This is a genomic window from Herbaspirillum sp. Her4, from assembly GCF_057961335.1.
Map to the genome: position 1 here is coordinate 2,275,906 of NZ_CM176330.1, position 25,676 is coordinate 2,301,581.

Below are 25,676 nucleotides of genomic sequence, written 5' to 3' on the forward strand. Positions count from 1 at the left end.
ACATGACCATCAAGACCACCCCGTTGCCCGCAGGTTTGCAGGGCTTTTCCCTCGAAGGCAAGCTGGCCCTGATCACCGGTTCTTCCGGTGGCATCGGCCTGGCGCTGGCGCGCGGCATGGCCCAGGCGGGCGCTGCCATCGTGCTCAACGGACGCGATGCCGGCAAGCTCGCCACCGTCGCGGCGCAATTGCGTGCCGAGGGCCACACCATCCATGAAGCCAGCTTCGATGCCACCGTCCATGACGAGGTCAAGGCGGCGGTGCAGAAGATCGAAAGCGAGATCGGTGCCATCGGCATCCTGGTCAACAACGCCGGCATCCAGCGCCGCAATCCGCTGGAAGAGTTCAAGGAATCGGACTGGCACGATCTCGTCAATACCAACCTGAACAGTGTCTTCTATGCGGCCCAGGCCGTGGCACGCCACATGATCCCGCGCGGTGCCGGCAAGATCATCAACATCTGTTCGGTGCAGAGCGAGCTGGGCCGTCCCAATATCGCGCCCTATACCGCCACCAAGGGGGCGGTGAAGATGTTCACCAAGGGCATGGCCATCGACTGGGGCAAGTACGGCCTGCAGGTCAACGGCCTGGGTCCCGGCTACTTCAAGACCGAGATGAACATGGCCCTGGTCAACGATGCCAAGTTCACCGACTGGCTGGTGGGCCGCACCCCGTCGCGCCGCTGGGGCGATGTGGAAGACCTGGTCGGTGCTGCCGTGTTTCTGGCCAGCGACGCGTCACGTTTCGTCAATGGCCACATCCTCTACGTGGACGGCGGCGTGACCGCTACCTTGTAAATCATTTAGCTCATTTCGGAGATACACATGCAACAAGGCCTCGTCATCCATGCACCGCACGACCTGCGCATTCAGTCGCTGGAGTCCGCCCCGCTGCAACCGCAGCAACTGAAGGTCAAGGTCAAGGCCGGCGGCATCTGCGGTTCGGACCTGCACTACTATCACCACGGCGGTTTCGGCGTGGTGCGCATCAAGGAACCGATGGTGCTGGGCCATGAAGTCTCGGGCCAGATCGCCGAAGTGGGTTCGGCCATCACCGACATCGCACCCGGTACCCGCATCGCCATCTCGCCCAGCCGCCCCTGCGGCGTGTGCAAGTACTGCCAGGAAGGCAAGCAGAACCATTGCCTGGACATGCGTTTCTACGGCAGTGCCATGCGCACCCCGCACGTGCAGGGTGCGTTCCGTCAGGAAATCATCATCGAACGTTCGCAGGCCCACATCGTGGCCGATCATGTCACGGATGGCGAGGCGGCCATGGCCGAGCCGTTGTCGGTGGCGTTGCATGCGGTGCGCCGCGCCGGTCCGCTGGTGGGCAAGCGCGTGCTGGTGACTGGCTGTGGTCCGATCGGCGCGCTGGTGGTGGTGGCCGCGCGCCGCGCCGGTGCATTGGAAGTGGTGGTCACCGATGTCGCCAGCATGCCGCTGCAAGCGGCCCTGCAGGTGGGCGCGGACCGTGCCATCAACATGGCCGAGACGCCCGATGCGTTGAAGGCCTATGCCATCGACAAGGGGACCTTCGATGTGCTCTTCGAAGCCAGCGGCAATGAACGGGCGCTAGTGGGGGCGCTGGAAGCGCTGCGTCCGCAAGCCGTCATCGTGCAGGTCGGCCTGGGGGGCGACATCCAGTTCCCGGCCAATCTGCTGGTGGGCAAGGAGCTGGACTGGCGCGGCGCGTTCCGCTTCCATGAAGAGTTCGCCATGGCGGTCGAGCTGATGAACCGCAAGCTGGTGGACGTGAAGCCCTTGATCACGGCGACCTATCCCATCGCCCAGGCGGTGGAAGCCTTCGAGATCGCCGGTGACCGTTCCAAGATGATGAAGGTGCAGATCAGTTTCGACTGAGCATGATGCGGGCGGTCCCGATGGCCCCGCCCAAGCGCCTTCCCCACTGATGCCGCCCGCTTCATTGCCGGGCGGCATTTTTTTGCCCGCCGCGCAAACGTTTGTCCAACAGCGTAGGACAGGCATTGCCGCCCGCTATAATTGCGTCGTCAAATCTGCAGGGGGGCCGCGCTGAGGGGCGGGCACCTTTTCATGCAGCCACCGTATTACCTCTGGGGGGAGGAAACCATGTCCAGGCCTGGGCTTCGTACGCTGACCGTCGGTCAGCGCCTGTCGGTGCTGATCCTGCTGGCCTTGCTGGGGCTGGTCGCCACGGCGGCCGTCAGTTTGCGTCAGATCGAAAACGTTTACCATGCGGCCAATTACGCGACGGTCAATACCGTGCCCAGCGTCACAACGCTCGATGATGCGCAGGCGGCCTTCAATGCCATCCAGGGGCGCATCTACCAATACCTGGTCAATCCCGATCCGCTTGACCGCGCGCGTCTGCTGAAGGAGATCGAGACACAGCGCGCACGCCTGAACCGGTATCTCAAGACCTACGCCGAGGCTTACATCACCGACGAGACCGACGGCCTCATGCTGGCCGATGACCAGGCGCGCATCGTCGCCTTCGACGAGGTGGTGCGGCGGCTGTTGAAGGCCTCCGATGAGGACCGCATCGAGGACAGCGTGCCGCAGGCGGTCCTGGAGTTTCGTGCCAGCATTGATGCCGTGCAGGTGACCTTCGGCCGTCACCGTTCCTACAACATTGCGCTGGGTGACGCCAGTGCACTCAGTGCGCGCGAAATGATCAGCGATGCGCTGCAGACGGTCAGCCTGCTGGCGGGCGGGATCATGCTGGTTCTGCTGGGGTCCGGCTGGCTGCTCACGCGGACGCTGTTGCGCCAGATGGGCGGCGAACCGGGGGATGTGGTGACGGTGATGCAGCGCTTGTCCGATGGCGACCTGGTGCAGCAGATCAGCGTGAAGGCACGCTACCGTGACAGCATGATGCACGCCATCCAGAAGATGATGGAGCGTCTCTGCCTGGTGGTGAGCGAGGTCCGTGGCAATGCCGAGGGGCTGGTCAGCACCGCCGAGGAGGTCAGTGCCACCGCGCAATCCTTGTCGCGCGCCTCCACCGAGCAGGCCTCCGGCGTCGAGCAGACCAGTGCGGCGCTGGAGCAGATCCACGCCTCCATCCTCAGCACCTCGCAGAATGCCCGGCTGACCGACCAGATCGCTGCGGCCGCTGCCGTCGAGGCGCGCGCCTGCGCCGATACCGTCAAGCAGATGGTGGATGCCATCCAGCAGATCGCCGGCAAGATTGTCGTTATCGACGACATCGCCTACCAGACCAACCTGCTGGCGTTGAACGCCACCATTGAAGCAGCGCATGCCGGTGAGCATGGCTCCGGCTTCGCGGTGGTGGCCGCCGAAGTGCGCCGGCTTGCCGAGCGCAGCCAGTCGGCCGCGCAGGAGATCGACGAGGTCGCGCGCAGCAACGTCGCCCTGGCCTGCGCCGCCGAGCGCCAGCTCAACGACATGGTGCCGACCATTGCGCGCACCTCGGCGCTGGTGCAGGAAATCGTCCACTCCTCGGAGAGCCAGTCGGCGGCGGTCAGCCAGATCAGCCAGGCGGCCAGCCAACTGGCCCAGGTGATTCAGCAGAACTCGCTCAGTTCGGAGGAACTGGCCGTGACCTCGGAAGAACTCAACCGGCGCGCCGTGCTGTTGCAGACCACGGTGAGTTTCTTCCAGTGCCAGCTGGCGCGCGGCATGCAGCCCCGGCTGGCATAGGCCAGGTGCCGTTGTCCTGACGGGAGATTTTCGTGAGGGCTGGTGAGAGCTCGTGAGGATGCCGTCGCGCAGCGTTGCCGGACGGTGTTTTCTTTTGCAGCGCATGAGAGGACAGCGCGGCCCCGATTGACAAGGCAGGTCGCCGACGATAATTTCGTCGACAGCTCTGCAGCGCGCAGCAGCGAGGGGAGCGCGCCAACAACGCAGCCACAGCCTTGCCTCTGGGGAGAGGAATCATGTCCAGGCCCGGGTTTCGTTTGCTGACCGTCGGTCAGCGCTTGTTCGTGCTGATCCTGCTGGCGTCGATGAGGCTGGTGGCGACCGCCATCGTCAGCTTGCGCCAGATCGGCAATGTCTATGAGGCGGCCAGTTACGCACAGGTCAATACGGTGCCGAGCGTGACCACGCTGGACGATGCCCAGGCCGCCTTCAACGCCATGCGCGAGCGCGTCTACTTCTACCTCATCAACCTCGATCCGGCGGACCGTGCCCGCCTGGTGCAGGAGATGGACCAGCTGCGCGCGCGCATGAACGGGCATCTCAAGACCTATGGCGATGCCTACATCTCCGATGAGACCGATGGCGCCATGCTGGCCGAAGTGTATGCCCGCATTGCGGGTTTTGAGGAGGTCCGCAACCGCTTGCTGGTGGAGAGCGGAAGGAGCCTGGTCCATGACAGCCATACTGCGCTCGGCCTGGAATTTCGTGCCGCCATCGACAGCGTGCAAGCCAGCTTTGCGCGCCATCGTTCCTACAACGTCGCACTGGGTGAGGCCAGCGCATTGAGTGCGCGCGAGATCATCAGCCATGCGCTGGAGTCGGTGGCTGTCGTGGCGGGCGCTGTATTGCTGGCGTTGATCGCTGCGGGCTGGCTGCTCACGCGCACCTTGCTGCACCAGATGGGAGGCGAGCCGGGCGAGGTGGTCACGGTCATGCAGCGGCTTTCCGACGGCGATCTGTTGCAGCAGATCCGGCTCAAGCCCGGCTGTGCCGACAGCATGATGCACGCCATCCGCAAGATGGTCGAGCGCCTGGGGCGGGTAGTGGCCGAGGTGCGCGGCAACGCCGAGGGCATGGCCGAGACCGCTGCCGAAGTCAGCGCCACGGCCCAATTGCTGGCCACGGCGGCCACCGAGCAGGCCAGCGGCGTGGCGCAGACCAGCACGGCCCTGAGCCAGATCCATGCCGCCATCCTCACCACGGCGGACAATGCCCGCCTGACCGACCAGATCGCCTCGGCCGCTGCCGTGGAGGCGCATCAGTGCGCGGATACGGTGGGTGAGATGGTCGCGGCGATCCAGGTGATTGCCGGCAAGATCGCCATCATCGATGACATCGCCTATCAGACCAATCTGCTGGCGCTCAATGCCACCATTGAAGCCGCCCATGCCGGGCAGCATGGTGCCGGGTTTGCCGTGGTGGCGGGTGAGGTGCGGCGTCTGGCCGAACGCAGCCAGGCGGCCGCGGAAGAGATCGACCAGGTCGCACGTGATCACACGGTCCTGGCCAGCCGGGTCGAACGGCAGCTCGGCGACATGGTGCCGACCATCGCCCGCACCTCGGCGCTGGTGCAGGAAATCGTGCAGTCGTCGGAGCAGCAATCGGCCGCCGTCAGCCAGATCAGCGCCGCGGCCAGCCAGCTGGCGCAGATTGTTCAGCAGAACTCGATCAGTTCCGAAGAACTGGCAGCGACCTCCGAGGAACTCAATCGCCGTGCCACGACCTTGCGTTCCTCGGTCGGTTTCTTCCAGTGCCAGCTGGTGCGCGGCATGCAGGCCAGCCTGGCTTAGGGCTTGAGCAGTACCTTGATCGAATCCATCGAGTCGGCCATCTTGATGGCGGCTTCCCATTCAGAAAGGGCATAGTTGTGCGTCACGATGCCGCGTGAGGTCACCAGGCCGCGCGCCAGCAGGTCGATGGCGATGGGATAGCAGTCTCCGCTGAGGTGCGCGCCGCGCAAGTCCAGTTCCTTTTCTTCACCGATGATGGACCAGTCCACGGTAGTGTCACGGCCAAAGACGCTGAACTCCACGAAGCGGCCCAGCTTGCGGATCATGTCCAGTCCTTGCGTCACGCCGGCGGGCGCGCCGGTGGTCTCGATGTAGACATCACAGCCATATTGGCCGGTGGCTTCGCGCACGATCTTCAGCGCATCCTCGCGGCCCGGATTGATGACGATATCGGCCCCGTATTCACGTGCCAGTTGCAGGCGCTGGTCGGAGAGGTCGATGACGATCAGTTTCTTCGGTGTCTTGAGGTGTGCTACCTGGACCATCAGCAAGCCCAGCGTGCCCGCACCGGCAATCACCACCACGTCATCGAGCTGGATGTCGCCGCGGTTGACGGCATGGATGGCGCAGGACAGCGGTTCGGTCACGGCGGCATCTTCGAATGAGATGTGCTCGGGAATCTTGTGGATCACCGCCCGTGCCGACAGCCGCATGTAGTCAGCCATGCCGCCCTCGGCCACCTGGCGCTGGAAGCCGTAGACATCATGCACCTCGCACATCCAGCGATAGCCGGTCTTGCAGTAGCGGCACTTGCCGCAAGGCACGATCTGTTCGGCGATCACCCGGTCGCCCATGGCCACGCCGTGGTGCTCGGCTGCGCCCGGTCCCATCTCCACCACATGGCCCCAGAATTCATGGCCGGGAATCACCGGTGGCTTGACATAGGAGGGCTTGTTCTTGACCTCGTCGCCCCAGAAGCGCGCGGCACCGGCGAAGCACTTGCAGTCACCGGCACAGATGCCGCACGAGGCGATCTTGATGATGACCTCATTGGGACCGGCCGCCGGCCGCTTGACCCGTTGCAGGCGATAGTCGCGTGGTGCGTGGCAGACCACGGCCAGCATGTCGTCGTCATGGAAATGCATGATGGGATGTCCTTTGCTTTGCGGTTAGTGGGGCAGGCCGGCCTGCAGCGATTTGGCCAGGCTGCCGAGGATCAGCGCGCAGGAACAGGCACCGGCATCGAGCACGCCGATGGAACGCTCCCCCAGCCGGCTGGCGCGGCCGATGCGGGCCTGCAGGGCGCGGGTCGAATCGCGGCCGGTGTCGGCAGCGTGCTGCATGGCCTGCAGGCAGGCGGCGAAGGGCAGGTCGCGGCCCAGTGCGAGGCGGAAGGCGTCGCGTGCCGGGATCAGGCTGTCCATCAGGGTCTTGTCGCCGACCTTGGCTTCGCCGATGGCCTGCACGGCGGCAATGCCCTCGTCCAGGGCCTTCAGGAACAGCTGGCGGTCCAGTGTGGGCTGGCCTTCCAGCACCGTGCTCATGGCCATGAAGAAGCTGCCGTAGAGCGGACCCATGGAACCGCCGATGCCTTCCATCAGCGTGATCGAAAGCGTATCGAGGGCCGCCGCCAGCGAGGTTTCGGGCGCTTGTTTGAGACGTTCACCGCACAGGCTGAAACCCTTGCTCATGTTGATGCCGTGGTCGCCATCCCCGATCGCGCCATCGACTTCGCTCAGCCAATCGCGGTGCTGGTTGATGGTCGACACCAGATCCTGTACCACCCAGGCAGCCTGGCGCATGTCGAATCCGGAGTTCATGGCTGGCCTCCCTGGCGCAGGCCGATACTGTCGCAGGGGGCGGCCAGGCATTGGTCCAGCTGCGCATCCAGGCGCATCAGGGTCAGCGTCACCCCCATCATTTCCAGCGAAGTGAAGAGATTGCCCACGAAGCTGTGCGCTACCTGCAGACCGGCTTCGCGCAGGCCATCGGCGACATCGGCATAGAGGATGTATTGCTCCATGAGTGGTGTGGCCCCCAGGCCCGAGAGCAGCACGGCGACCTTGTCGCCACGCGCGAAGGGCAGATCGGGCAGCAGCTTGTCCAGCATCAGGCGCGCCATGTCGCGCGCTGGAACCACGGCCTGCACCGATACACCCGGCTCGCCGTGATGGCCGATACCGACTTCCATCTCGCCATGCTTGATCGTGAAGTTGGCCTTGCCCACCGCCGGGATGGTGCAGGCCGACAGGCCGATGCCGATGGAGCGCGTGTTGTCGATGGCTTTTTGCGCAGCCTGTATCACTTCATCCAGCGTGCCGCCTTGCGCGGCCACCGCACCTCCGGCTTTCCACATCAGGATTTCACCGGCTACGCCGCGCCGCTTGCCGGGCTGGTCGGGCGGTGCCGAGGCAGCGTCGTCATTGGCCACCACGGTACGCACCTGGATGTCGGCGCGTTCGGCCAGTTTGATGGCCATCTTGACGTTCATGTTGTCGCCGGCGTAGTTGCCATACAGGCAGGCGATGCCCTGGCCGCCATGGGCGAGCTGGAAGGCGTCCATGAAGGATTTTGCGGTGGGTGAGGAAAACACTTCACCCACGGCCACGGCATCGACCAGGCCCTGGCCGACGTAGCCGAGAAAGGCCGGCTCATGGCCGGAGCCGCCGCCGGTGACGATGCCCACGCGGCCCGGCGTGCCGGCGCTGCGATGGCGCAGTACGCGCGGATTGTCCGGGTGGACGGACAACCCGGGATGCGCGGCCAGCACGCCGCGCAGCATGTCCTCGACGACCAGGTCGGGGTTGTTGACGATGCGATTGAGAGTCATGAATCAGTCCTTGGAAAACGTCGGTCCACTGCAAAAACAAAGCGTCAGGTCACGGTGTAGCCGCCATCGATGAGGATGTTCTCGCCGGTGATCATGGCCGCCTGCGGGCTGGCCAGATAGGCCACCAGATGCGCCACTTCGTCGGGCTGGGCGAAGCGGCCCACGGGGATGCGCGCCCGCATCGCCACCCCCACCGCGCCGGCCCAGGCCTGCTTGCCCAGTTCGGTTTCCACCACCGTCGGTGAAATGGCATTGGCGGTGATGCCGTGGCGCGCCCATTCCAGCGCCAGCACGCGCGTCAGCGCCACCAGTCCGGCCTTGCTGGCGCAGTAGGCGGCATGCCGCTCCAGCGCTACCACGCTGGCCTGCGAGGCGAGGTTGATGATGCGTCCGCCCTGCTGGCGCTGCATCAGCGGAAACACCGCCTGCGCCAGCAGGAAGGGGGCCTTCAGATTGATGGTCATGGTGCGGTCCCAGTCGGCGCAGGTGGCCGATTCGGCCTCCTGCAACAAGGCCACGCCGGCATTGTTGACCAGCACGTCAATGCGTCCGTAGTGCTGCTCCACCTGGGCGATGGCGCGGCCGATGGCGGCTTCATCGCAGACGTCGAGCACCAGGCCCAGGTGCGCGTGGTCCGGCCCGAGCTGTCGGGCCAGCTGCAGCACGGCATCGCTGCGGTCCACCAGCACCAGCCGGGCACCGCAGCGCGCCAGCAGCTGGCTGGTGGCCAGCCCGATGCCGGCGGCAGCCCCCGTGACCAGGGTCACGCGTCCGGAAAAATCATGCGGCCGCGTCATCGCATCGGCAGACAGGGCTGCGCTCATTTCTTGACCTTTTTCAGGAAGGCATCGGCATTCTCCTGGGTGATGGTGGTCCAGGGCACGGTATAGGATTTCTCGGTGCCGCCCTTCCAGGGAAGCTTGTCGCCGTACTCGGTCCAGATCGTCGAGCGCGGCTGGTAGGACGGCCCCTTGATGGCCCGCAAGGCCACATCCAGCGCGCCTTGCGCCTGCGCCTGGGCATCCTGGAACTGGGTCACCATCTCGCCTCGCTTGACGGCGGCAATGGCATCGGCAATGCCATCGATGCCGACCACCGGGATGGTCTTGGGATCGATGCCCTTGGCCTTGATGGCCTGCAGTGCCCCCAGCGCCTCATCATCGTTCTGCGCCAGCACGCCCTTGATCTGGCCGGGATGGGCGGTGAGCCAGTTTTCCATCAGCGCCATCGATTCCGCACGCGACCAGTTGCCGGTCTTGCGAGCCAGCACCTTGACGTCCTTGTTGCGCGCCAGCACTTCATCATTGCCACGCGCACGCTCGATCTGCGCGGACTGCCCGATGGGCCCTTCGATCATGACGATGTTGCCCTTGCCGCCGATGGCCTTCATCAGCGCTTCCGCTTCGAGGCGGCCGGCCACCACGTCATCGTTGCCCACGTAGGACGTCAGCACGTCGCCCTGCACCCGGGTATTGGAGCCGATCACCGGGATGCCGGCCTTGACCGCCTTCTGCACCGGTGCCGCGCCGGCCTTGAGGTCGATGGGCACGAAGATGATGGCGTCATACTTTTGCAGGATCATCGTGTCGAACTGGTTGCTCTGGGTGAGCGCGTCGTAGTTGCCGTCGAAGACGGTGACCTGCACGCTGCCATCCTGTACTGCCGGATGGGCTTTGAGCTGATTGCTCCACATCTGCATGAATTCGCCCTTGAGACCGTAGACGGCCGCGCCGATGCGCAGGGGCTTGTTCTGGGCGCTGACGCCGGTGGCCACGGCCATCAGCAGCAGGCTGGCGAGGGTTTTCTTGATCATGAATCGTCTCCGTGTGAGTTGTTGTGGGACTTCAGTTTTTCTTGCGCGAGGAATCCAGCAGGACAGCGCCGACGATGATCACGCCCTTGATGACTTGCTGGTAGTAGGAAGACACGCCGAGCAGGTTGAGCCCGTTGTTGATGACGCCGATCAGCAGCGCACCCACGACGGTCCCGCCCAGGGTGCCAGTGCCGCCCGAGAGCGAGGTGCCGCCGATGACCACGGCAGCGATCGCATCGAGTTCATAGGACACGCCCGCCTGCGGCAGCGCCGCCGTCGTGCGTGCGGCCAGCAGGACGCCGGCCAGCCCGGCCAGCAGGCCGCTGATGACGTACACCGCGAAGTAGACCTTGCGGGTATCGATGCCGCTGGTCTTGGCGCTGCGCGCATTGCCGCCGACCGCATAGATGTAGCGGCCATAGACGGTGAAGCGCAGCACGAACCACGACACCGCGATGACCACGCCGAAGATGACGATGGGCACCGGCACGTGCAGGATCTGTCCGCCACCGATGGACAGCAGGCCCGGCGGCAGGTCCGAGACCGGCATGCCGTCGTTGTAGATGTAGGTGGCACCGCGTGCGGCGCTCAGCATGCCGAGCGTGGCCACGAAGGAAGGCACGGCCATGCGCGCCACCAGCAGGCCGCTGATGGCGCCCAGCCCGGCACCTGCGCCCAGTCCGGCCAGCACCGCGACCGCAGGCGGATAGCCGCCACCGGTCGCCAGCCACGCCGTGACCATGCCGGAGAAGGCCAGCAGCGCACCGACCGACAGGTCGATGCCGCCGGTCAGCACCACATAGGTCATGCCGATGGCGAGGATGCCGTTGATGGAGGTCTGGCGCAGGATGTCGGTCCAGTTTTCCAGCGTCATGAAATACGGCGTGGCCAGCGAGAGCGCGATGCACAGCACGATCAGGGCCGCCAGCACACCGTAGCGCGCATAGGCCTGGCGCAGGCTGGTGAAGGAGGGCGAGGCCAGCCGGCCGGCGGAGAGGGAAGTGGGTTTGGTCATCATGGGTTCGTCATTGGATCGTCGGTGGATCGTCATCGGGATACATCAGGCGGGCGTCGCAGACCGGCGCGTCATCGCAGGCACGCACTGTGTCCCGCGCTTACGAGGCCAGGTGCAGCAGTTCTTCCTGCGTGGTGGCATGCGCATCGACCACTTCCACCACGCGGCCGCGCTTGAAGATGGCGATGCGGTCGCACAGGTCGAGGATTTCCTGCGCCTCGGAAGACACCACCAGGGCGGCACCGCCGTCCTGCACGAAGCGGTCGATCAGCTGGTACACCTCGCGCTTGGCACCTTCATCGATGCCGCGCGTGGGTTCGTCGCACAGCAGGCAACGTGGCTGGGTCGAGAGGCAGCGCGCCAGCACCACCTTCTGCTGGTTGCCGCCGCTCATGGAAGAGACCGGCAGATGCGGTGAACTCACCTTGATCTGCAGGCGCTGGATCATCTGCCGCACCAGCGTATCGACGCGGCTGCGCCGGATCAGCGGCAGGCGCGACATGCGCCGGTACGCAGCCAGTACGATGTTGTCCTGGATCGAGGCGCACAGCACCAGTCCGCTGTCCTTGCGGTCTTCGGTCACCAGTGACAGACCAGCGGCGATGCTGGCCGCGGGCCGGCCTGCGGGCAGGGGCTGCTGCCGCAGCGTGACGGCCCCCTGGTCGGGCCGGGTCAGGCCATAGATGCAATTGAGGTATTCGCTGCGGCCCGAGCCCATCAGGCCATAGATGCCGACCACTTCGCCCGCATGAACCTGCAGCGAGATCTGGTCGAATTCCCCTTGACGGCCCAGTGCTTCGGTCGACAGGATCGCCTCGCCACCCTGGCGACGGCGGCGCTCCTGCACCTGCAGCGTGCGGCCGACGATGGCCTTGACCAGGCTGGCGCGGTCGATGTCCCGGATCAGGCCGGTCTCGACGAAGCGGCCGTCGCGAAAGACCGTGTAGTTGTCGGCGATCTGGAAAATTTCGGAAAGACGGTGCGACACGTAGATGATGCCGGTGCCTTGTGCGGCCACGCTGCGGATGGCGCGGAACAGGACTTCGGTCTCCTTTTCGCCGATGGCCGAGGTGGGCTCGTCCATGATCATCACGTCGCAGTCGTGGCTGAAGGCCTTGGCGATTTCCACCAGTTGCACCTGGGCCAGGCTCAGGTCCTGCATGCGAGCGCGCGCATCGACCTGGAATTGCAGGCGATCCAGCAGCGCCTGCGCCTGCCGTTCCATGGCGCGGGTGTTGACGCAGAGCCCTGCCACGCGGGGCTCGCGGCCGAGGTAGAGATTTTCTGCCACGCTCATGCCGGGGATGGGCGAGAGCTCCTGCGTGATGATGGCGATGTGGTGCTGCAGGGCTTCGGCCGGCGAATGGAAATCCACCGGCTGGCCCTTGAGGCGGATCTCGCCGCCATCCCGCCGCAGCAGGCCCATGATGATGGCCAGGAAGGTCGATTTGCCGGCACCGTTGCCGCCGCATAGCGCATGCACGCTGCCGCGCTTCAACTGCAGGCGTCCATCGGCCAGCGCCACGATCTCGTGGAAGGACTTGCTCACTCCATGTGCTTCCAGCAAAAGCTCTGCCATGGCTGTCTCCATACATGCGCTGGTCAAATGTCCAGCGATGGGTAAATGTTTGTTGTGAGCCCATCATTGCAAAGAATTTTTTTGCTGTCAATGCTCATTTGCTCATCGCTTTAAATAACTTTTTCTTCTGTTTTGCGGTGCAATAATGCATTTACGAGGTATTAAAGCTGAATTACTGCAGTTTTTGTGGCGTGCAGAACACTTTTGCATTAGTCTCTTGATGAACAAATGCTCTTCGGTGAATAATTATTCTGGCCGAGCATGAGCAAGTCAGTTCATCGTCACCAGGAGACAAGGATGAAAATAGGTATCGGATGCGACGAAGCGGCGTATGCGCTCAAGGAGGTCATCAAGGCCCATCTGGCGGGAAAGGGCCTTGACGTGGTGGACTTCGGCACCCATGATACGGAGCCCGTGATTTACCCCGACATCGCCTTTGCGGTGGCCGAACAGATCCGGCAAGGGGCGATCGGCCGCGCCGTCCTGCTGTGCGGCACGGGGATCGGCATGGCGATCTCGGCCAACAAGGTGCCGGGGGTGCGCGCGGCGCAATGCCACGACACTTATTCCGCCGAACGGGCCAGCAAGAGCAATGACGCCCAGATCATCACCCTGGGCGCACGCGTGGTCGGGAGCGAACTGGCCAAGGCCATCGTCGATACCTGGCTGGCGGCGGAGTTTTCAGGTGGGCGCTCGACCGAAAAGCTGGAGCGCATCAAAGAGTATGAACATCATTTGCACAATACCAAGCGCCCATAGGCGCAGCGCTTCCGGGTGCAAGCCGGCAGCGACGCAGAGGCAAACGCAAGCCAAGGGGGGAATCCATGTCCATGGATGAATTGACGCGTCTGGCCACGCTGTATTACGTCGACGGCCTGACGCAGCAGGAGCTGTCGGAGCGCTTTTCGATTTCGCGCGCCTCGATTGCGCGCATGCTCAAGCGGGCGCAGGACGAGGGCATCGTGGAAATCCGCGTGCGCCATCATCCGGGCCAGACCATCGAGCTGGAACACGCGCTGATGCAGCGTTTCGGCATCGAGCGTGCGCTCATCTCGGTCAGCCACAACGACCAGGACCGCCAGCGCGCCATGCTGGCCGGCCTGGTGGCCAATCACCTCGACCGCAGCCTGACCGATGACAGCATCGTGGCCGTCGGCATCGGGCGCAACATCAATGCGGTGTCCGAACACGCGGTGTCCAACACGCGGCGCAGCGCCACCTTCGTCTGTGGTATCGGTGGTTACTATCGTGGTGGCGAAGCGATGAACTCCGATCACATCTGCCGTCGCCTGGCCTCGCGTTTCGGTGGCGACAGTGAAACGCTGTATGCCCCGGCACTGGTCAACAATGCGGCCATGCGCGATGCGCTGCTGGCCAATGATGCGGTCCGTCCCACGCTGGACAAGGCGCGCCGCGCGCACGTGGCACTCATCGGGGTGGGCGATATCCATGAAGACAGTCCGATGGTGCGCATGGGCTGGTTCTCGCCCCAGGAAATCCTGGAGCTCAAGCGCCATGGTGCGGTAGGCGACATGATGGGCTACGACTTCATCAACATCCAGGGCGAACCCATCCGCACGGAGACGCACTCGCGCGTCATCGGCCTGACGGTGGATGACTTGCGGCGCATTCCCGACGTCATCGCGGTCGCCAGCGAAAGCGGCAAGGCCAGCGCCATGCTGGGCGCGCTGCGTACCGGCACCATCAAGACGCTGGCCACGACCGACAGCATTGCGCATACGCTGCTCACGCTGGAAGAAGCGACCAGGAAGAACGCCGCGTGAGCTGAATCGAAGGATTCCATTGCGCAATGAAGAAGGCCGCATCGTGCAGACGATGCGGCCTTCTTTTTTGGATCACGTTCGTGGACAAGGCGCAGCTGCGCCGTTCTCCTTAACGCAATGCGTCGACGATCTGCTCCAGCTTCACTGCATCAGCCGCGAACTGGCGGATGCCTTCGGCCAGTTTTTCGGTGGCCATCGCATCGCCGTTCAAGGCCAGGCGGAAGGCTTTTTCGTCCAGCGAGATGCGCTCGATATCGGCGGCATCCGCCGCTTCCTTGCTCAGCTTGCGCTCGACCGGGCCATCGGTGTCGGCCAGCTTCTGCAGCAGGTCCGGGCTGATGGTCAGCAGATCGCAACCGGCCAGCTCGACGATCTGCGAGGTATTGCGGAAGCTGGCACCCATCACTTCAGTGGCGTAGCCGAACTTGCGGTAGTAGTTGTAGACCGCCTTGACCGACTGCACGCCCGGATCATCGCTGCCGGTGTAGTCCTGGCCGGTGGACTTCTTGTACCAGTCATAGATGCGGCCGACGAACGGCGAGATCAGTTGGACCTTGGCTTCGGCGCAGGCAATGGCTTGCGGCAGCGAGAACAGCAGGGTCAGGTTGCAGCGGATGCCATCCTTTTCCAGGATCTCGGCGGCACGGATGCCTTCCCAGGTGGAGGCGATCTTGATGAGCACGCGCTCGCGGGCAATGCCGGCTTCTTCGTACAGGCGGATCAGTTCGCGGCCCTTGGCGACAGTGCCTTCGGTGTCGAAGGACAGGCGTGCATCGGTCTCGGTGGAGACGCGGCCGGGGATCAGCTTCAGGATTTCCAGGCCGAAGGCGATCAGCAGGCGGTCGATGATTTCATCGGTGCTCTTGCCGGCGTGGGCCTTGACGACCGATTCCAGCAGCGGCTTGTACTCGGCCTTCTGCACGGCCTTGAGGATCAGCGAGGGATTGGTGGTGGCGTCCTGCGGGGCGAAGGCCTTCATCGCCTGGAAGTCGCCGGTATCGGCCACGATGGTGGTGTACTGCTTCAACTGGTCAAGCTGGCTCATGGAAAGTCCTGTTGCTAAAGAGAATGAAGGGGACAACGGCATTGTACGCATTGGCGCTGCGCTGTCTGTCGGTCAATGACTGATCCTTGATCCGTCGCAGTCCTCTCAACGGAAGAAGGAATCGAATTGCATGTCGAATTTCTGCAGCGATTTCTGGGCGTTCTGCATCTTCTTGCGGAATTCCGGTCCGCGTCGCAGGGCCAGGCCCACGGCGAGGATGTCGATCACCACCAGGTGCGCCAGGCGCGCCGAGATGGGCGTATAGGGATCGATGTTGAAAGACAGGTCGATGGGCACCAGCACCGTCGCCAGTTCGGCCAGCGGTGTACCGGACGGGCCCAGCACGATGATGTCGGCACCGCCCTTGCGGGCCAGCTGGATCGAGCGCAGCAGGGCGGCATTGCCGCCACGCTGCGAGATCGCCACCACGCAGTCGCCAGCCTTGAGCAGCGAGGCCGCGATGCTGTGGATGTGCGGGTCGGAGTAGGCCACCGTGGGTACGCCCGAGCGGAAGAACTTGTGCTGGGCGTCGTTGGCCACGATGCCGGAGGTGCCCTGGCCGTAGAACTCGATCTTGTTGGCGCGCGCCAGCACGTCCAGCGCCAGCTGGATCGCATCCGGGTTCAGGTGATTGCGCAAATCCAGCAGGGTGTTGATGGAGCGGCTGCAGATCTTGTTGACCAGGTCGGCGGCGAGGTCATCCTGCGCCAGCGTTTCATCCGCACCGGGCAGGGCCAGCGCCAGGCTCTGCGCAAGCTTCAGCTTGAAGTCGTGCCAGCCCTCGTAACCGATGGCGCGGCAGAAGCGGATCACGGTCGGTTCCGAGACTTCCGCATTCTTGGCCAGCGCCGTCAGGTTCTCCGCCAGGGCCAGCTGCGGATTGGCGAGGATGGTGGCCGCCACTTTCTTCTCCGACTTGGAGAGGGAGTTGATGTGGGTGCGGATGGAATCGAGCAGCATGGACATGGCAGTGGCCTGGTGACGCTAAGCGTGTGGCCTCAGACCTCGGGCAGCGCTTCTTCGCGCCACTGCAGGCCATCGCGGCCGATCAGTGCGCTCGCGGCAGCCGGGCCCCAGGTGCCGGCGTTGTAGGGCACGGGGTCGGCTTCCTGCTGGTCCCAGTAGGTGAGGATGGGTTCGACCCATTCCCAGGCGGCTTCCAGTTCGTCGCTGCGCATGAAGAGCGTGAGGTGACCGCGCAGCACGTCCAGCAGCAGGCGCTCGTAGGCATCCATGCGCGGGGTCTTGAACTTCTCGCGGAAGTCCAGCTCCAGTTCCACCGGGCGCAGGCGCATGCCATCGCCGGGCTGCTTGGCCATCAGGTTCATGTGCAGACCTTCGTCCGGCTGCAGGCGGATCACCAGGCAATTGGGAGTGTCGTTCTGATGCGCGAAGATGGCGTGCGGCACGCTCTTGAAGCGCACCACGATCTCGGCCAGCGAATCGGCCATGCGCTTGCCGGTGCGCAGGTAGAAGGGCACGCCGGCCCAGCGCCAGGTATCGATCTCGGCCTTCACGGCGACATAGGTCTCGGTGCGCGAATCGGGATTGGCGTCGGCTTCCTTGCGATAGCCAGGTACGGCCACGCCATCGACGTGACCGGCGCGGTACTGGCCGCGCACCACGTTCATGGCCAGCGTGGTCGGGGTGAAACGCTTGAGCGAGCGCAGCACCTTCAGTTTTTCATCGCGCACGGCATCGGCCGAGTTCGATACCGGCGGTTCCATGGCCACGATACAGAGCAATTGCAGCAGGTGGTTCTGCAGCATGTCGCGCAGGGCACCGGAAGTATCGTAGTAATCGAAGCGGCCACCGACGCCGAGCTCTTCGGCGATGGTGATCTGCACGTCGGAAATCCATTCACGGCGCCACAGGGGTTCGAACAGCACATTGCCGAAGCGCAGCGCCAGCAGGTTCTGCACCGCCTCTTTACCGAGGTAGTGGTCGATACGGAAGATCTGCGATTCCTGGAAGTAGCGGCCCACTTGCGCGTTGATGTTGCGCGCGCTTTCGAGGTCGCGGCCCAGCGGTTTTTCCAGCACCACGCGCGAGGTCGGCGTGACCAGGCCGGCCTTGGACAGGTTCTCGCAGATCGAAGCGAACAGGCTGGGCGGCGTGGCCAGGTAGAACACGCGCGCCAGGCCGTCGACTTCGCGCAGGGCTTCTTTCAGGTGGCTGAAGCTGTCGGCTTCCTTGGCATTGACCGAGGCGTATTGCAGGCGGTTGGTGAAGCGGTCCCAGACGCTGGCGTCCAGGTTGGCGGTCGGCACGTGGGGTTTGGAATCCTTTTCCACCAGCTTGAGGAAATCCTCGCGCGATTTTTCATCGCGGCCCAGGCAGATGATGCGGGCATCGGCCGGCAGGTCGCGCGCGCGCTCGCGGGCGTACAGCGCCGGCAGCAGCTTGCGCATCGAGAGGTCGCCGGTGCCGCCGAATAAAACCAGATCGAAATCAGAAGTAGCCATGGTGTGTGTTGTCTCTTGTGCGTGAAGTAGCGGGTTGGCGCTACGTGGTTGCTAGCCTTGCTGCCCGGTGCGGGCTGCCTCGCGCGCCAGTGCGATCAGGGCGCTGGTGGAGGCATCGTGCCGCGCGGCGTCGGGTGCGGTGCCGGACTTCAGTTCGGCCAGGATGGTCTTGGCCAGGACCTTGCCCAGTTCCACGCCCCATTGGTCGAAACTGTTGATGCCCCAGATCGCGCCCTGCACGAAAGTCTTGTGTTCGTAGAGCGCAATCATCGCGCCCAGTGCATGCGGGCTCAGTTCGGGCAGCAGCAGGGTGTTGCTGGGACGGTTGCCGTCAAAGGTTTTGTGCGGGATCAGGGCCGCGAGTTCCGCCTCCGGCACACCCTGTGCCTGCAGGTCGGCGCGCACTTCGTCGGCGTCCTTGCCGCGCATGAAAGCTTCCGACTGCGCGAAGCAGTTGGCCAGCAGCGCTTCCTGATGCTCGGCAATGGTGTGCGAAGGCTTGAGTACGGCGATGAAATCGATGGGCGTGATGTCCGTGCCCTGGTGCAGCAGCTGGAAGTACGCGTGCTGGCCATTGGTGCCGACGTCGCCCCAGATGGCCGGGCAGGTCTGTACCGAGACCGGTGTGCCGTCACGGGTGATGCGCTTGCCGTTGCTCTCCATGTCCAGCTGTTGCAGGTAGGCCGGGAAGAAGCGCAGCCATTGGTGATAGGGCGCAATGGTGAGCGAGGCGCTGTCGAGGAAGTTGCGGTTCCAGATCCCGACCAGGGCCTGGATCACCGGCATGTTCGATTCCAGCGGTGCTTCGCGGAAATGGCGGTCCATGGCGTGGGCGCCGGCCAGGAATTGCGCGAAGTTGTCATAGCCGATCAGCAGGGCGATCGGCAGGCCGATCGCCGACCACACCGAGTAACGGCCACCGACCCAGTCCCAGAAGGGGAACATGTTCTCGGTATCGATGCCGAAGGCCGAAACTTCTTTGGCATTGGTGGAGACGGCCACGAAGTGCTTGGCCAGATCGTCGGACTTGCCATGCTGCAAGAACCACGCGCGCGCCGACTTGGCGTTGAGCATGGTTTCCTGGGTGGTGAAGGTCTTGGAGGCGACGATGAAGAGCGTAGTCTCGGGATCGATGCGCGAGAGCACCTCATCCAGGTCATGGCCATCGACGTTGGAAACGAAATGCGCCGTCAGGCGAGCGTGGCGATAATCGCGCAGGGCGGTACAGACCATCTGCGGGCCGAGGAAGGAGCCGCCGATGCCGATGTTGACGATGTCGGTGATCTCGCGCCCGGTGTAGCCGCGCCATTGGCCGCTGCGTACGCGTTCGGAGAAGGCGCGGATGTGCTGCAAGACCGCGTGAACCTCCTGCGCCACGGGCTGTCCGTCCACTTGCGCGGTGCGATCATCAGCCGGTGCGCGCAGGGCAGTGTGCAGGACGGCGCGTTGTTCGGTAAAGTTGATCTTCTCGCCGCTGAACATGGCTTCGCGCAGGGTTTCCACGCCGCGCTCGCGGGCCAGGCTCATCAGCAGAGAGAGCGTGTCGGCATTGAGCCGGTTCTTGGAGTAGTCCAGCAGCAGCCCGGCGGCACGCACGTGCATGCGCTCGAAACGGTCGGGCTGTTGGGCGAACAGATCGCGCAGATGCCATTGAACTGCCGTAGCGTGATGTGCTTGCAATGCCTGGAAGGCGGCCGTGTCGGTCAGGGCGGTGGTATGCATGAGTTGGGTGTCGGTTGGCTGTCTTGACCTGGTTGGCAGCGCGGCCGGCCGTGGTCATGTTCTCGGGGCAACGCGGTCGACTATACATCAAATGTCGCCAAAGTGGTAGTTTCACTACAGTTTATGACCGGCCCGTTACATTGCCGTGCGGCATCGGCGCGCTGCGCCCCAAAGCCGGAAGTGATAAGGGTTTTGAAGCGGAATGATGTTGACCAATGAAAAGACGGGCGCGACTGGCCTGCTGCAGTGCTCTAAGTGTATGATTTCATTCGGCCAAAATTGTGTAGTAAAATTACAGTGTTAACGCTAACAGGAAACCGACAATGTCTCTCAACGCTACCTTAGCCAGCGTCACCCAACGCATCGCCGAACGTAGCCGTCCTTACCGGACCGCTTATCTCGAACGCCTGGAAGCCGCGCGCCGCAAGGGCGCGCAGCGTGGCGCGCTGGCCTGCACGAACCTGGCGCACGGCTTCGCCGCCTTCCCCGCCAATGACAAGCTGAAGCTGAAGGAAGACAAGGCTCCGTCGCTGGCCATCGTCTCGGCCTACAACGACATGCTGTCGGCGCACCAGCCTTTCGAGCGTTTCCCCCAGATTCTGAAAGAAGCCGCGCGCGAAGCCGGCGCCGTGGCGCAGTTCGCCGGCGGCACCCCGGCCATGTGCGATGGCGTGACCCAAGGCCAAGCCGGCATGGAGATGTCGCTGTTCTCGCGCGACGCCATTGCCATGGCCACTGCCATCGCGTTGTCGCACAACATGTTCGATGCGGCGCTGTACCTGGGCGTGTGCGACAAGATCGTGCCGGGCCTGTTGATCGGCGCGCTGCATTTCGGCCATCTGCCGGCCGTGTTCGTGCCTGCAGGTCCGATGACCAGCGGCATGAGCAACAGCGACAAGGTCAAGATCCGCCAGCTCTACACGGCTGGCAAGATCGGCCGCGCCGAGCTGCTGGAAGCGGAATCGAAGTCCTATCACGGGGCCGGTACCTGCACCTTCTACGGCACCGCCAACAGCAACCAGATGCTGATGGAAGCCATGGGCCTGCACCTGCCGGGTGCCGCCTTCATCACCCCCAATACCCCGCTGCGCGATGCGCTGACCGCTGCGGCCGCCAAGCAGGCTGCCAAGATCACCGACCTCGGTTCGCAATACACGCCAGTGGGCCGCATGATCGACGAGAAGTCCATCGTCAATGCCATCGTCGCGCTGCACGCTACCGGCGGCTCCACCAATCACACCCTGCACCTGGTGGCCATCGCCAAGGCCGCCGGCATCGTGATCGACTGGGACGACTTCGACAAGCTCTCGGCCGTGGTGCCGCTGATCACCAAGATCTACCCCAACGGTACGGCCGACGTGAACCACTTCCATGCGGCGGGTGGCACCGGCTTCGTGCTGCGTGAGCTCATCGATGCCGGCCTGATGCATGACGACGTGACCACCATCCTCGGCCAGGGCCTGCGCCAGCACTGCAAGGAACCGATGCTGGCCGCTGAAGGCGAGAACGGCCGTCCCGGCATCGTCACCTGGCACGATGCGTCCGCCACGAGCGGCGACGAAGGCGTGCTGGGCACGGTGGCCAAGCCGTTTGCGGCCGATGGTGGCCTGAAGCTGCTGCAGGGCAACCTCGGCCGCGCGGTCATCAAGATCTCGGCGGTCAAGCCCGAGCATCGTGTGGTGGAAGCACCTGCCGTGGTATTCCATTCGCAGGAAGCCTTCATGGCCGCCTTCAAGGCCGGCGAGCTGGATCGCGACTTCGTGGCCGTCATCACCTTCCAGGGTCCGCGTGCCAATGGCATGCCGGAGCTGCACTCGCTGACTCCGGCGCTGGGCATCCTGCAGGACAAGGGCCGTCACGTTGCGCTGGTCACCGATGGCCGCATGTCGGGCGCATCGGGTAAAGTACCGGCCGCGATCCACGTTACGCCGGAAGTGCTGGGCGGTGGTCCGTTGGGACGCGTTCGCACCGGTGACATCATCCGCCTGGACGCTGATGCGGGTACGCTGCAAGCCAAGGTGGAGGCAGCCGAGTGGGAAGCACGTGGCCTGGACAGCAGCGATCTGTCGGGCAATCAGCACGGCATGGGCCGCGAATTGTTCAGCCTGTTCCGCAACGCGGTGGGAACCGCAGAAGAGGGTGGCGCCACCTTTGGCCTGCCGCCGATTTTTGAGAAAGAGAAAGTCACGGTATGAAGACCACACTGGAAATCATGCGCGCCTCGCCGGTCATCCCGGTGATCGCCATCGACAAGTTCGAACACGCCGTGCCGCTGGCACGCGCCTTGGTCGCGGGCGGCATCCGCGTGCTGGAAATCACCCTGCGCACCGAACACGGCCTGCCGGCCATTCGCGCCATTGCCGAGTCGGTGCCGGACGCCATCGTGGGCGTGGGTACGCTGACTTCGCCCGAAGAGTTCACCGCCTCGCGTGATGCAGGTGCGGTCTTTGGCGTCTCGCCGGGCCTGACCCCGGCGCTGATCGAAGCGGCCAAGCGCAGCGGCCTGCCGCTGCTGCCGGGCGTGATGACGCCTTCCGAAGTGATGGCCGCGCGCGAAGCGGGCTTCCGTCAGTTGAAGCTGTTCCCGGCCGTGCCGGCCGGTGGCGTGGGCATGCTCAACGGTATTGCCGGTCCCTTGTCCGATGTGTCGTTCTGCCCGACGGGCGGTATTACGCAAGAGACGGCACCGCAGTTCCTGGCGTGCAAGAACGTCGTGTGCGTAGGCGGCTCCTGGCTGACCCCGAAGGCGGCCATCGAGGCCGGTGACTGGGACAAGATCACCGAGATCGCCAAGGCGGCAGCTGCGTTGAAGAAGGTTTGAGTTTTCCACAGCCTTGAGAGAGGACGGTGCCGGGTTTTTCCGGCCGTCTGATCGAATCAAAAAAGCCCCGGTTTGCAGCCGGGGCTTTTTGTTTTGGTCATTGTCTGCTGCCCAGCCAGTAGGCTGGTAGTGCGATCATTTCGCGTGCGAGGGAATAGAAATCACGGGCTTCAAAGTAGTTCGCATGTGCTGAATGAACGGTGTCGATGCCGACGCGGTGCAGCGCGTAACGGCTGCGCGGAATGTGGAAGAACTGCGTGACGACCAGGGCGCTGCGCAAACCCTGGGCCTGCATGATCGCCGCGCTGTTGACCGCCGTGGCCATGGTCGTGTTGCCCTGCTCATCCAGGAGGATGGCCGAACGGGGAACGGATTGTACTTCGTTCAGGTAGGTGGCCATGACTTGCGCCTCGCTGAAACCTTCCTTGCCTGTTCCTCCGCTGACGATGATGCACGGGAACATCCCTTGCCGATACAGTTCGGCGGTCTTGTCCAGTCTTGCGCGCAGGCGGTCAGAAGGCGTGCCGTCCGGCATGACCTTGGAGCCGAGTACGATGCCTGCATCGCTCTTCTGGATGTCATCGAGCAGGCCGGTCAGTACGATGCCCAGCAGGCATGTCATGACGATCAAGAGGACGCTTGTCGTGATGAGGATGAGTCGTTTCATTGGAGTGGTCGGAGGGTGATTGCAGGGTGATGAATCAAGAAAAAAGGGCGGGCGCGATGGATATCGCTGCCCGCCCTTTTTGCCTGTCTTTGTTTTTCTTTTACCAGTTTTTGCTTGTCTAGTTCTTGGCCACGACTGCCGGCTCCACCGGCGCTTGCGCCTGCTGCCTGAGCCTGTAAGCCAGCACCAGCAAGATGATCCCCAGCACGATCATCGGCACCGACAGCATCTGCCCGGCCGAGATGGTGATGCCACCAAAATGCACCTCGTAATCCGGCACGCGGAAATACTCGGTGAAGAAGCGCGCGCAGCCATACAGCAGCGAGAACATGCCCGCCACCGCCATGCGCGGACGTGAGTGGCGCGCGAAGATCCACAGGATGATGAACAGCAGGATGCCATCGACCAGCATCTGGTAGATCGGCGAAGGATGGCGCGGGATGTTGTCGACGTTGGGCCAGATCATGGCCCAGGGCAGCGAAGGATCGGCCGGACGGCCCGGCAGTTCTGCATTGATGAAGTTGCCCAGGCGGCCGGCCGCGTACCCCAGCGGCACCATCGGTGCGATGAAGTCCATGATGTCCATCAGGTTGCGGCCGCGCTTGCGGCCCCACAGGTACATCGCCAGCATCACGCCCAGGAAGCCGCCGTGGAAGGACATGCCGCCCTTCCAGACCGCGATCATGTCGGCCGGATGCGCAAAGTAATACGCCGGGTTGTAGAACAGGATCTCGCCCAGCCGCCCGCCCAACACCACCCCGAGCACGCCATAGAAGAGCATGTCGTCGAGGTCCTCCTTCTTCCAGCCGACGGCGGCAATGTGCGGCTGCTTGATGCGCAGGCGGCCCAGCGCGATGAATTGGGCAAAGGCCAGCAGGTACATCAGGCCATACCAATGGACGGCCAGCGGCCCGATGTGGATGGCGATCGGGTCGGGCATGGGGTGGACTAGCATGAGTTTGATCTTTCTGTTGTTGGGCGGAACGGCGGTTGGAGCACGCCGCCTTGCGCAAGTTCGCGGCAGTGATTCCCGTGCGATGGGATCAGGCGGGCATCTCCAGGAGATCCAGCAGGGCACGCAGCACGCCGGACGGGTTGTCGCGCCGCCAGGCCAGGCCGGTCTGGATTTCCGGTGCCGCATCCGATAGCCGGCGGTAATCCACGCCCGGGCGTTTCAAATTCGAGACGGATTGTGGCACAAGCGCCATTCCCATGCCAGCCGAGACCAGGCCGACGATGGTCTGCATCTGGATCGCCTCCTGGCCGATATGGGGCGTCACGCCCGCATCGCGAAAGCAGGACAGGATGGTGTCATGGAAGGCCGGTGCAATGCGGCGCGGGAAAATGATCAGCGGCAGCTCGCGCAGGCTCTTGAGCGACACCGGCCCGCGTCTCTTGACCGCGCCTTCGGGCAGCGCCGCAATCAGCGGTTCCGACAGCACCGGCCGCACATCCAGCACGGCCGCCGCTTTTTCCGGCAGCGGCGGCAGCAGCAGGCCGGCGTCGATCTTGCCCTGCATCAGGTCTTCCAGCTGGATATCGGTGGTGGCTTCGCGCAATTCGATCTGGACTTGCGGATAACGCGCCCGGAAGCGCTGCAGGAGCGGGGGCAGGATGCTGTAGTCCGCACTCGATATGAAGGAAAGCGATAAAAGTCCGGAGGCCCCGCTGGCCGCGCGCCGGGCCAGGTCGGGCAGGGCGGCGGCCTGTTGCAGGATGCGCTGGACCTCCGGCAGCAATGCCTCGCCGGCCGGCGTGAGCGCCACGCTGCGCTTGGTGCGCTGGAACAGGGGCGTACCCAGTTGCTCTTCCAGCGCGGCGATGGTCTGCGACAGCGGCGGCTGGGTCATGTGCAGGCGCGCGGCGGCGCGGCCGAAATGCTTTTCCTCGGCGACGGCGGCAAAGTAGCGCAGCTGGCGCAATTCCAGGCGGGGATGGTCGGACATGGACTGATATCGGATCCGAATGAGTCGGGCGTCCATGATATCCCCGGCCTTGCAGGGCGACAAGGCGAGGGGGGCGTGATATTTCCGTCATGGAATTTGATCTATGACAGATATACGCGAGGGCAGATAGAGGGGGCGTGGCGAAGCCGGGTAGAATAGCCCCGCCTGCGAAGCGCCTGGAGAATGCCGCTGCAGGCCTGACCGTCGTCCACCGCTTGCTGAGGAGCCCCCATGAAATACCTGTTGTTGATCGCCACCCTGGTGGCCGGTTCGGCCATTTCCGCCGAAGCCATGGCCAATGCGCAACTGGCCAAGTCCAAGAATTGCATGGCCTGCCACTCGGTGGACGCCAAGATCGTCGGCCCCGCCTTCAAGGAAGTGGCCAAGAAATACGCCGGCCAGAAGGATGCCGAAGCCAAGCTGACCCAGAAGGTCCTCAATGGCGGCGGTGGTGTCTGGGGCGCGGTAGCGATGCCGGCCAACAAGGGCCAGGTGACCGAGGCTGAGGCGAAGGAGCTGGTGAAGTGGGTGTTGAGCCTGAAGTAAGCCTCAGCAAACCGCCATGAGAAAAGGAGACCGAGGTCTCCTTTTTTATCGTCTGCATGTCGGTCTGCG

At 64.0% G+C, this 25,676-nt stretch carries 23 protein-coding genes; 9 read left to right on the top strand and 14 right to left on the bottom strand.

The features are described from left to right. The first annotated feature begins 2 nt into the window (after nt 1-2). The 4 genes from ACWFUC_RS10330 (at nt 3) to ACWFUC_RS10345 (ending at nt 5,434) form a co-directional block, all read left to right on the top strand. Nucleotides 3-797 carry an SDR family NAD(P)-dependent oxidoreductase gene (locus ACWFUC_RS10330; protein WP_343741715.1) on the top strand — a complete coding sequence of 265 codons (795 nt, stop codon included), beginning with the start codon at nt 3-5 and terminating at the stop codon, nt 795-797. 27 nt (nt 798-824) lie between these two features. Then, a complete protein-coding gene (locus tag ACWFUC_RS10335) occupies nt 825-1,862 on the top strand; it encodes an L-idonate 5-dehydrogenase (protein ID WP_134221555.1) in 1,038 nt (345 codons plus the stop codon). Nucleotides 1,863-2,090: 228 nt separating this feature from the next. Beyond that, nucleotides 2,091-3,644 (top strand): methyl-accepting chemotaxis protein, encoded by a 1,554-nt coding sequence (locus tag ACWFUC_RS10340; protein ID WP_205703756.1) that lies wholly within the window; start codon nt 2,091-2,093, stop codon nt 3,642-3,644. A gap of 236 nt (nt 3,645-3,880) precedes the next feature. Further along, the gene (locus ACWFUC_RS10345; RefSeq protein WP_489624837.1) at nt 3,881-5,434 is read left to right on the top strand and encodes a methyl-accepting chemotaxis protein; all 1,554 of its coding nucleotides are present in this window, start codon (nt 3,881-3,883) and stop codon (nt 5,432-5,434) included. Here the strand turns inward: ACWFUC_RS10345 and ACWFUC_RS10350 are convergent. The 7 genes from ACWFUC_RS10350 to ACWFUC_RS10380 all read right to left on the bottom strand — a co-directional run bounded on the left by ACWFUC_RS10350 (nt 5,431) and on the right by ACWFUC_RS10380 (nt 12,611). Beyond that, nucleotides 5,431-6,519 (bottom strand): alcohol dehydrogenase catalytic domain-containing protein, encoded by a 1,089-nt coding sequence (locus ACWFUC_RS10350; RefSeq protein WP_134221556.1) that lies wholly within the window; start codon nt 6,517-6,519, stop codon nt 5,431-5,433. The two genes, ACWFUC_RS10345 and ACWFUC_RS10350, sit on opposite strands and share 4 nt — an antisense overlap. 24 nt (nt 6,520-6,543) lie before the next feature. Next, entirely contained in the window at nt 6,544-7,194 is a 651-nt protein-coding gene (dhaL, locus tag ACWFUC_RS10355; RefSeq protein WP_311434342.1) for a dihydroxyacetone kinase subunit DhaL, read from the bottom strand. Next, nucleotides 7,191-8,204, bottom strand: a complete 1,014-nt coding sequence (locus ACWFUC_RS10360; protein ID WP_489624838.1) for a dihydroxyacetone kinase subunit DhaK — start codon at nt 8,202-8,204, stop codon at nt 7,191-7,193. The genes dhaL and ACWFUC_RS10360 overlap by 4 nt, the downstream gene beginning before the upstream one ends. 44 nt (nt 8,205-8,248) lie before the next feature. Next, a complete protein-coding gene (locus ACWFUC_RS10365; RefSeq protein WP_489624839.1) occupies nt 8,249-9,028 on the bottom strand; it encodes a GolD/DthD family dehydrogenase in 780 nt (259 codons plus the stop codon). Then, entirely contained in the window at nt 9,025-10,017 is a 993-nt protein-coding gene (locus ACWFUC_RS10370) for a substrate-binding domain-containing protein (RefSeq protein WP_134221559.1), read from the bottom strand. Before ACWFUC_RS10370 ends, ACWFUC_RS10365 begins: the two co-directional genes overlap by 4 nt. A 31-nt stretch (nt 10,018-10,048) precedes the next feature. After that, nucleotides 10,049-11,035, bottom strand: a complete 987-nt coding sequence (locus tag ACWFUC_RS10375) for an ABC transporter permease (protein WP_034340050.1) — start codon at nt 11,033-11,035, stop codon at nt 10,049-10,051. 97 nt (nt 11,036-11,132) lie between these two features. Further along, complete coding sequence (locus ACWFUC_RS10380; RefSeq protein WP_489624840.1) at nt 11,133-12,611, bottom strand: sugar ABC transporter ATP-binding protein; 1,479 nt, start codon at nt 12,609-12,611, stop codon at nt 11,133-11,135. 297 nt (nt 12,612-12,908) lie between these two features. Between ACWFUC_RS10380 and rpiB the strand changes: the two genes are divergently transcribed. Beyond that, the gene (gene rpiB, locus ACWFUC_RS10385; RefSeq protein WP_034340041.1) at nt 12,909-13,370 is read left to right on the top strand and encodes a ribose 5-phosphate isomerase B; all 462 of its coding nucleotides are present in this window, start codon (nt 12,909-12,911) and stop codon (nt 13,368-13,370) included. Between the two features lie 65 nt (nt 13,371-13,435). Next, complete coding sequence (locus tag ACWFUC_RS10390) at nt 13,436-14,395, top strand: sugar-binding transcriptional regulator (protein ID WP_121044224.1); 960 nt, start codon at nt 13,436-13,438, stop codon at nt 14,393-14,395. A gap of 109 nt (nt 14,396-14,504) precedes the next feature. Here the strand turns inward: ACWFUC_RS10390 and tal are convergent, their stop codons facing one another. The 4 genes from tal to pgi form a co-directional block, all read right to left on the bottom strand. Next, complete coding sequence (gene tal / locus ACWFUC_RS10395; protein WP_489624841.1) at nt 14,505-15,440, bottom strand: transaldolase; 936 nt, start codon at nt 15,438-15,440, stop codon at nt 14,505-14,507. A gap of 105 nt (nt 15,441-15,545) precedes the next feature. Then, nucleotides 15,546-16,400, bottom strand: coding sequence for an SIS domain-containing protein (locus ACWFUC_RS10400; protein ID WP_034310514.1), 855 nt, complete (start codon nt 16,398-16,400; stop codon nt 15,546-15,548). 38 nt (nt 16,401-16,438) lie between these two features. Next, nucleotides 16,439-17,905, bottom strand: coding sequence for a glucose-6-phosphate dehydrogenase (zwf, locus tag ACWFUC_RS10405; protein ID WP_489624842.1), 1,467 nt, complete (start codon nt 17,903-17,905; stop codon nt 16,439-16,441). A gap of 51 nt (nt 17,906-17,956) precedes the next feature. Next, entirely contained in the window at nt 17,957-19,627 is a 1,671-nt protein-coding gene (gene pgi / locus ACWFUC_RS10410) for a glucose-6-phosphate isomerase (protein WP_489624843.1), read from the bottom strand. Between the two features lie 323 nt (nt 19,628-19,950). Here pgi and edd point away from each other — a divergent pair, with 323 nt between their 5' ends. Further along, nucleotides 19,951-21,822, top strand: coding sequence for a phosphogluconate dehydratase (gene edd / locus ACWFUC_RS10415; protein ID WP_489624844.1), 1,872 nt, complete (start codon nt 19,951-19,953; stop codon nt 21,820-21,822). Beyond that, nucleotides 21,819-22,448: a bifunctional 4-hydroxy-2-oxoglutarate aldolase/2-dehydro-3-deoxy-phosphogluconate aldolase gene (locus ACWFUC_RS10420; RefSeq protein WP_489624845.1), complete on the top strand. Its 630-nt coding sequence runs from the start codon at nt 21,819-21,821 to the stop codon at nt 22,446-22,448. Before edd ends, ACWFUC_RS10420 begins: the two co-directional genes overlap by 4 nt. Nucleotides 22,449-22,545: 97 nt before the next feature. Here the strand turns inward: ACWFUC_RS10420 and ACWFUC_RS10425 are convergent, their stop codons facing one another. From ACWFUC_RS10425 to ACWFUC_RS10435, 3 genes are all read right to left on the bottom strand, one after another. Next, complete coding sequence (locus tag ACWFUC_RS10425) at nt 22,546-23,115, bottom strand: YdcF family protein (protein ID WP_489624846.1); 570 nt, start codon at nt 23,113-23,115, stop codon at nt 22,546-22,548. 118 nt (nt 23,116-23,233) lie between these two features. Continuing rightward, nucleotides 23,234-24,070, bottom strand: coding sequence for a prolipoprotein diacylglyceryl transferase (gene lgt / locus ACWFUC_RS10430; RefSeq protein WP_121044207.1), 837 nt, complete (start codon nt 24,068-24,070; stop codon nt 23,234-23,236). Between the two features lie 88 nt (nt 24,071-24,158). After that, entirely contained in the window at nt 24,159-25,061 is a 903-nt protein-coding gene (locus tag ACWFUC_RS10435) for a LysR substrate-binding domain-containing protein (RefSeq protein ID WP_205703758.1), read from the bottom strand. Nucleotides 25,062-25,292: 231 nt separating this feature from the next. On the opposite strand from ACWFUC_RS10435, the gene ACWFUC_RS10440 reads away from it, so the two are divergent. Beyond that, nucleotides 25,293-25,607, top strand: coding sequence for a c-type cytochrome (locus tag ACWFUC_RS10440; RefSeq protein ID WP_088755289.1), 315 nt, complete (start codon nt 25,293-25,295; stop codon nt 25,605-25,607). Nucleotides 25,608-25,676: the final 69 nt, after the last annotated feature.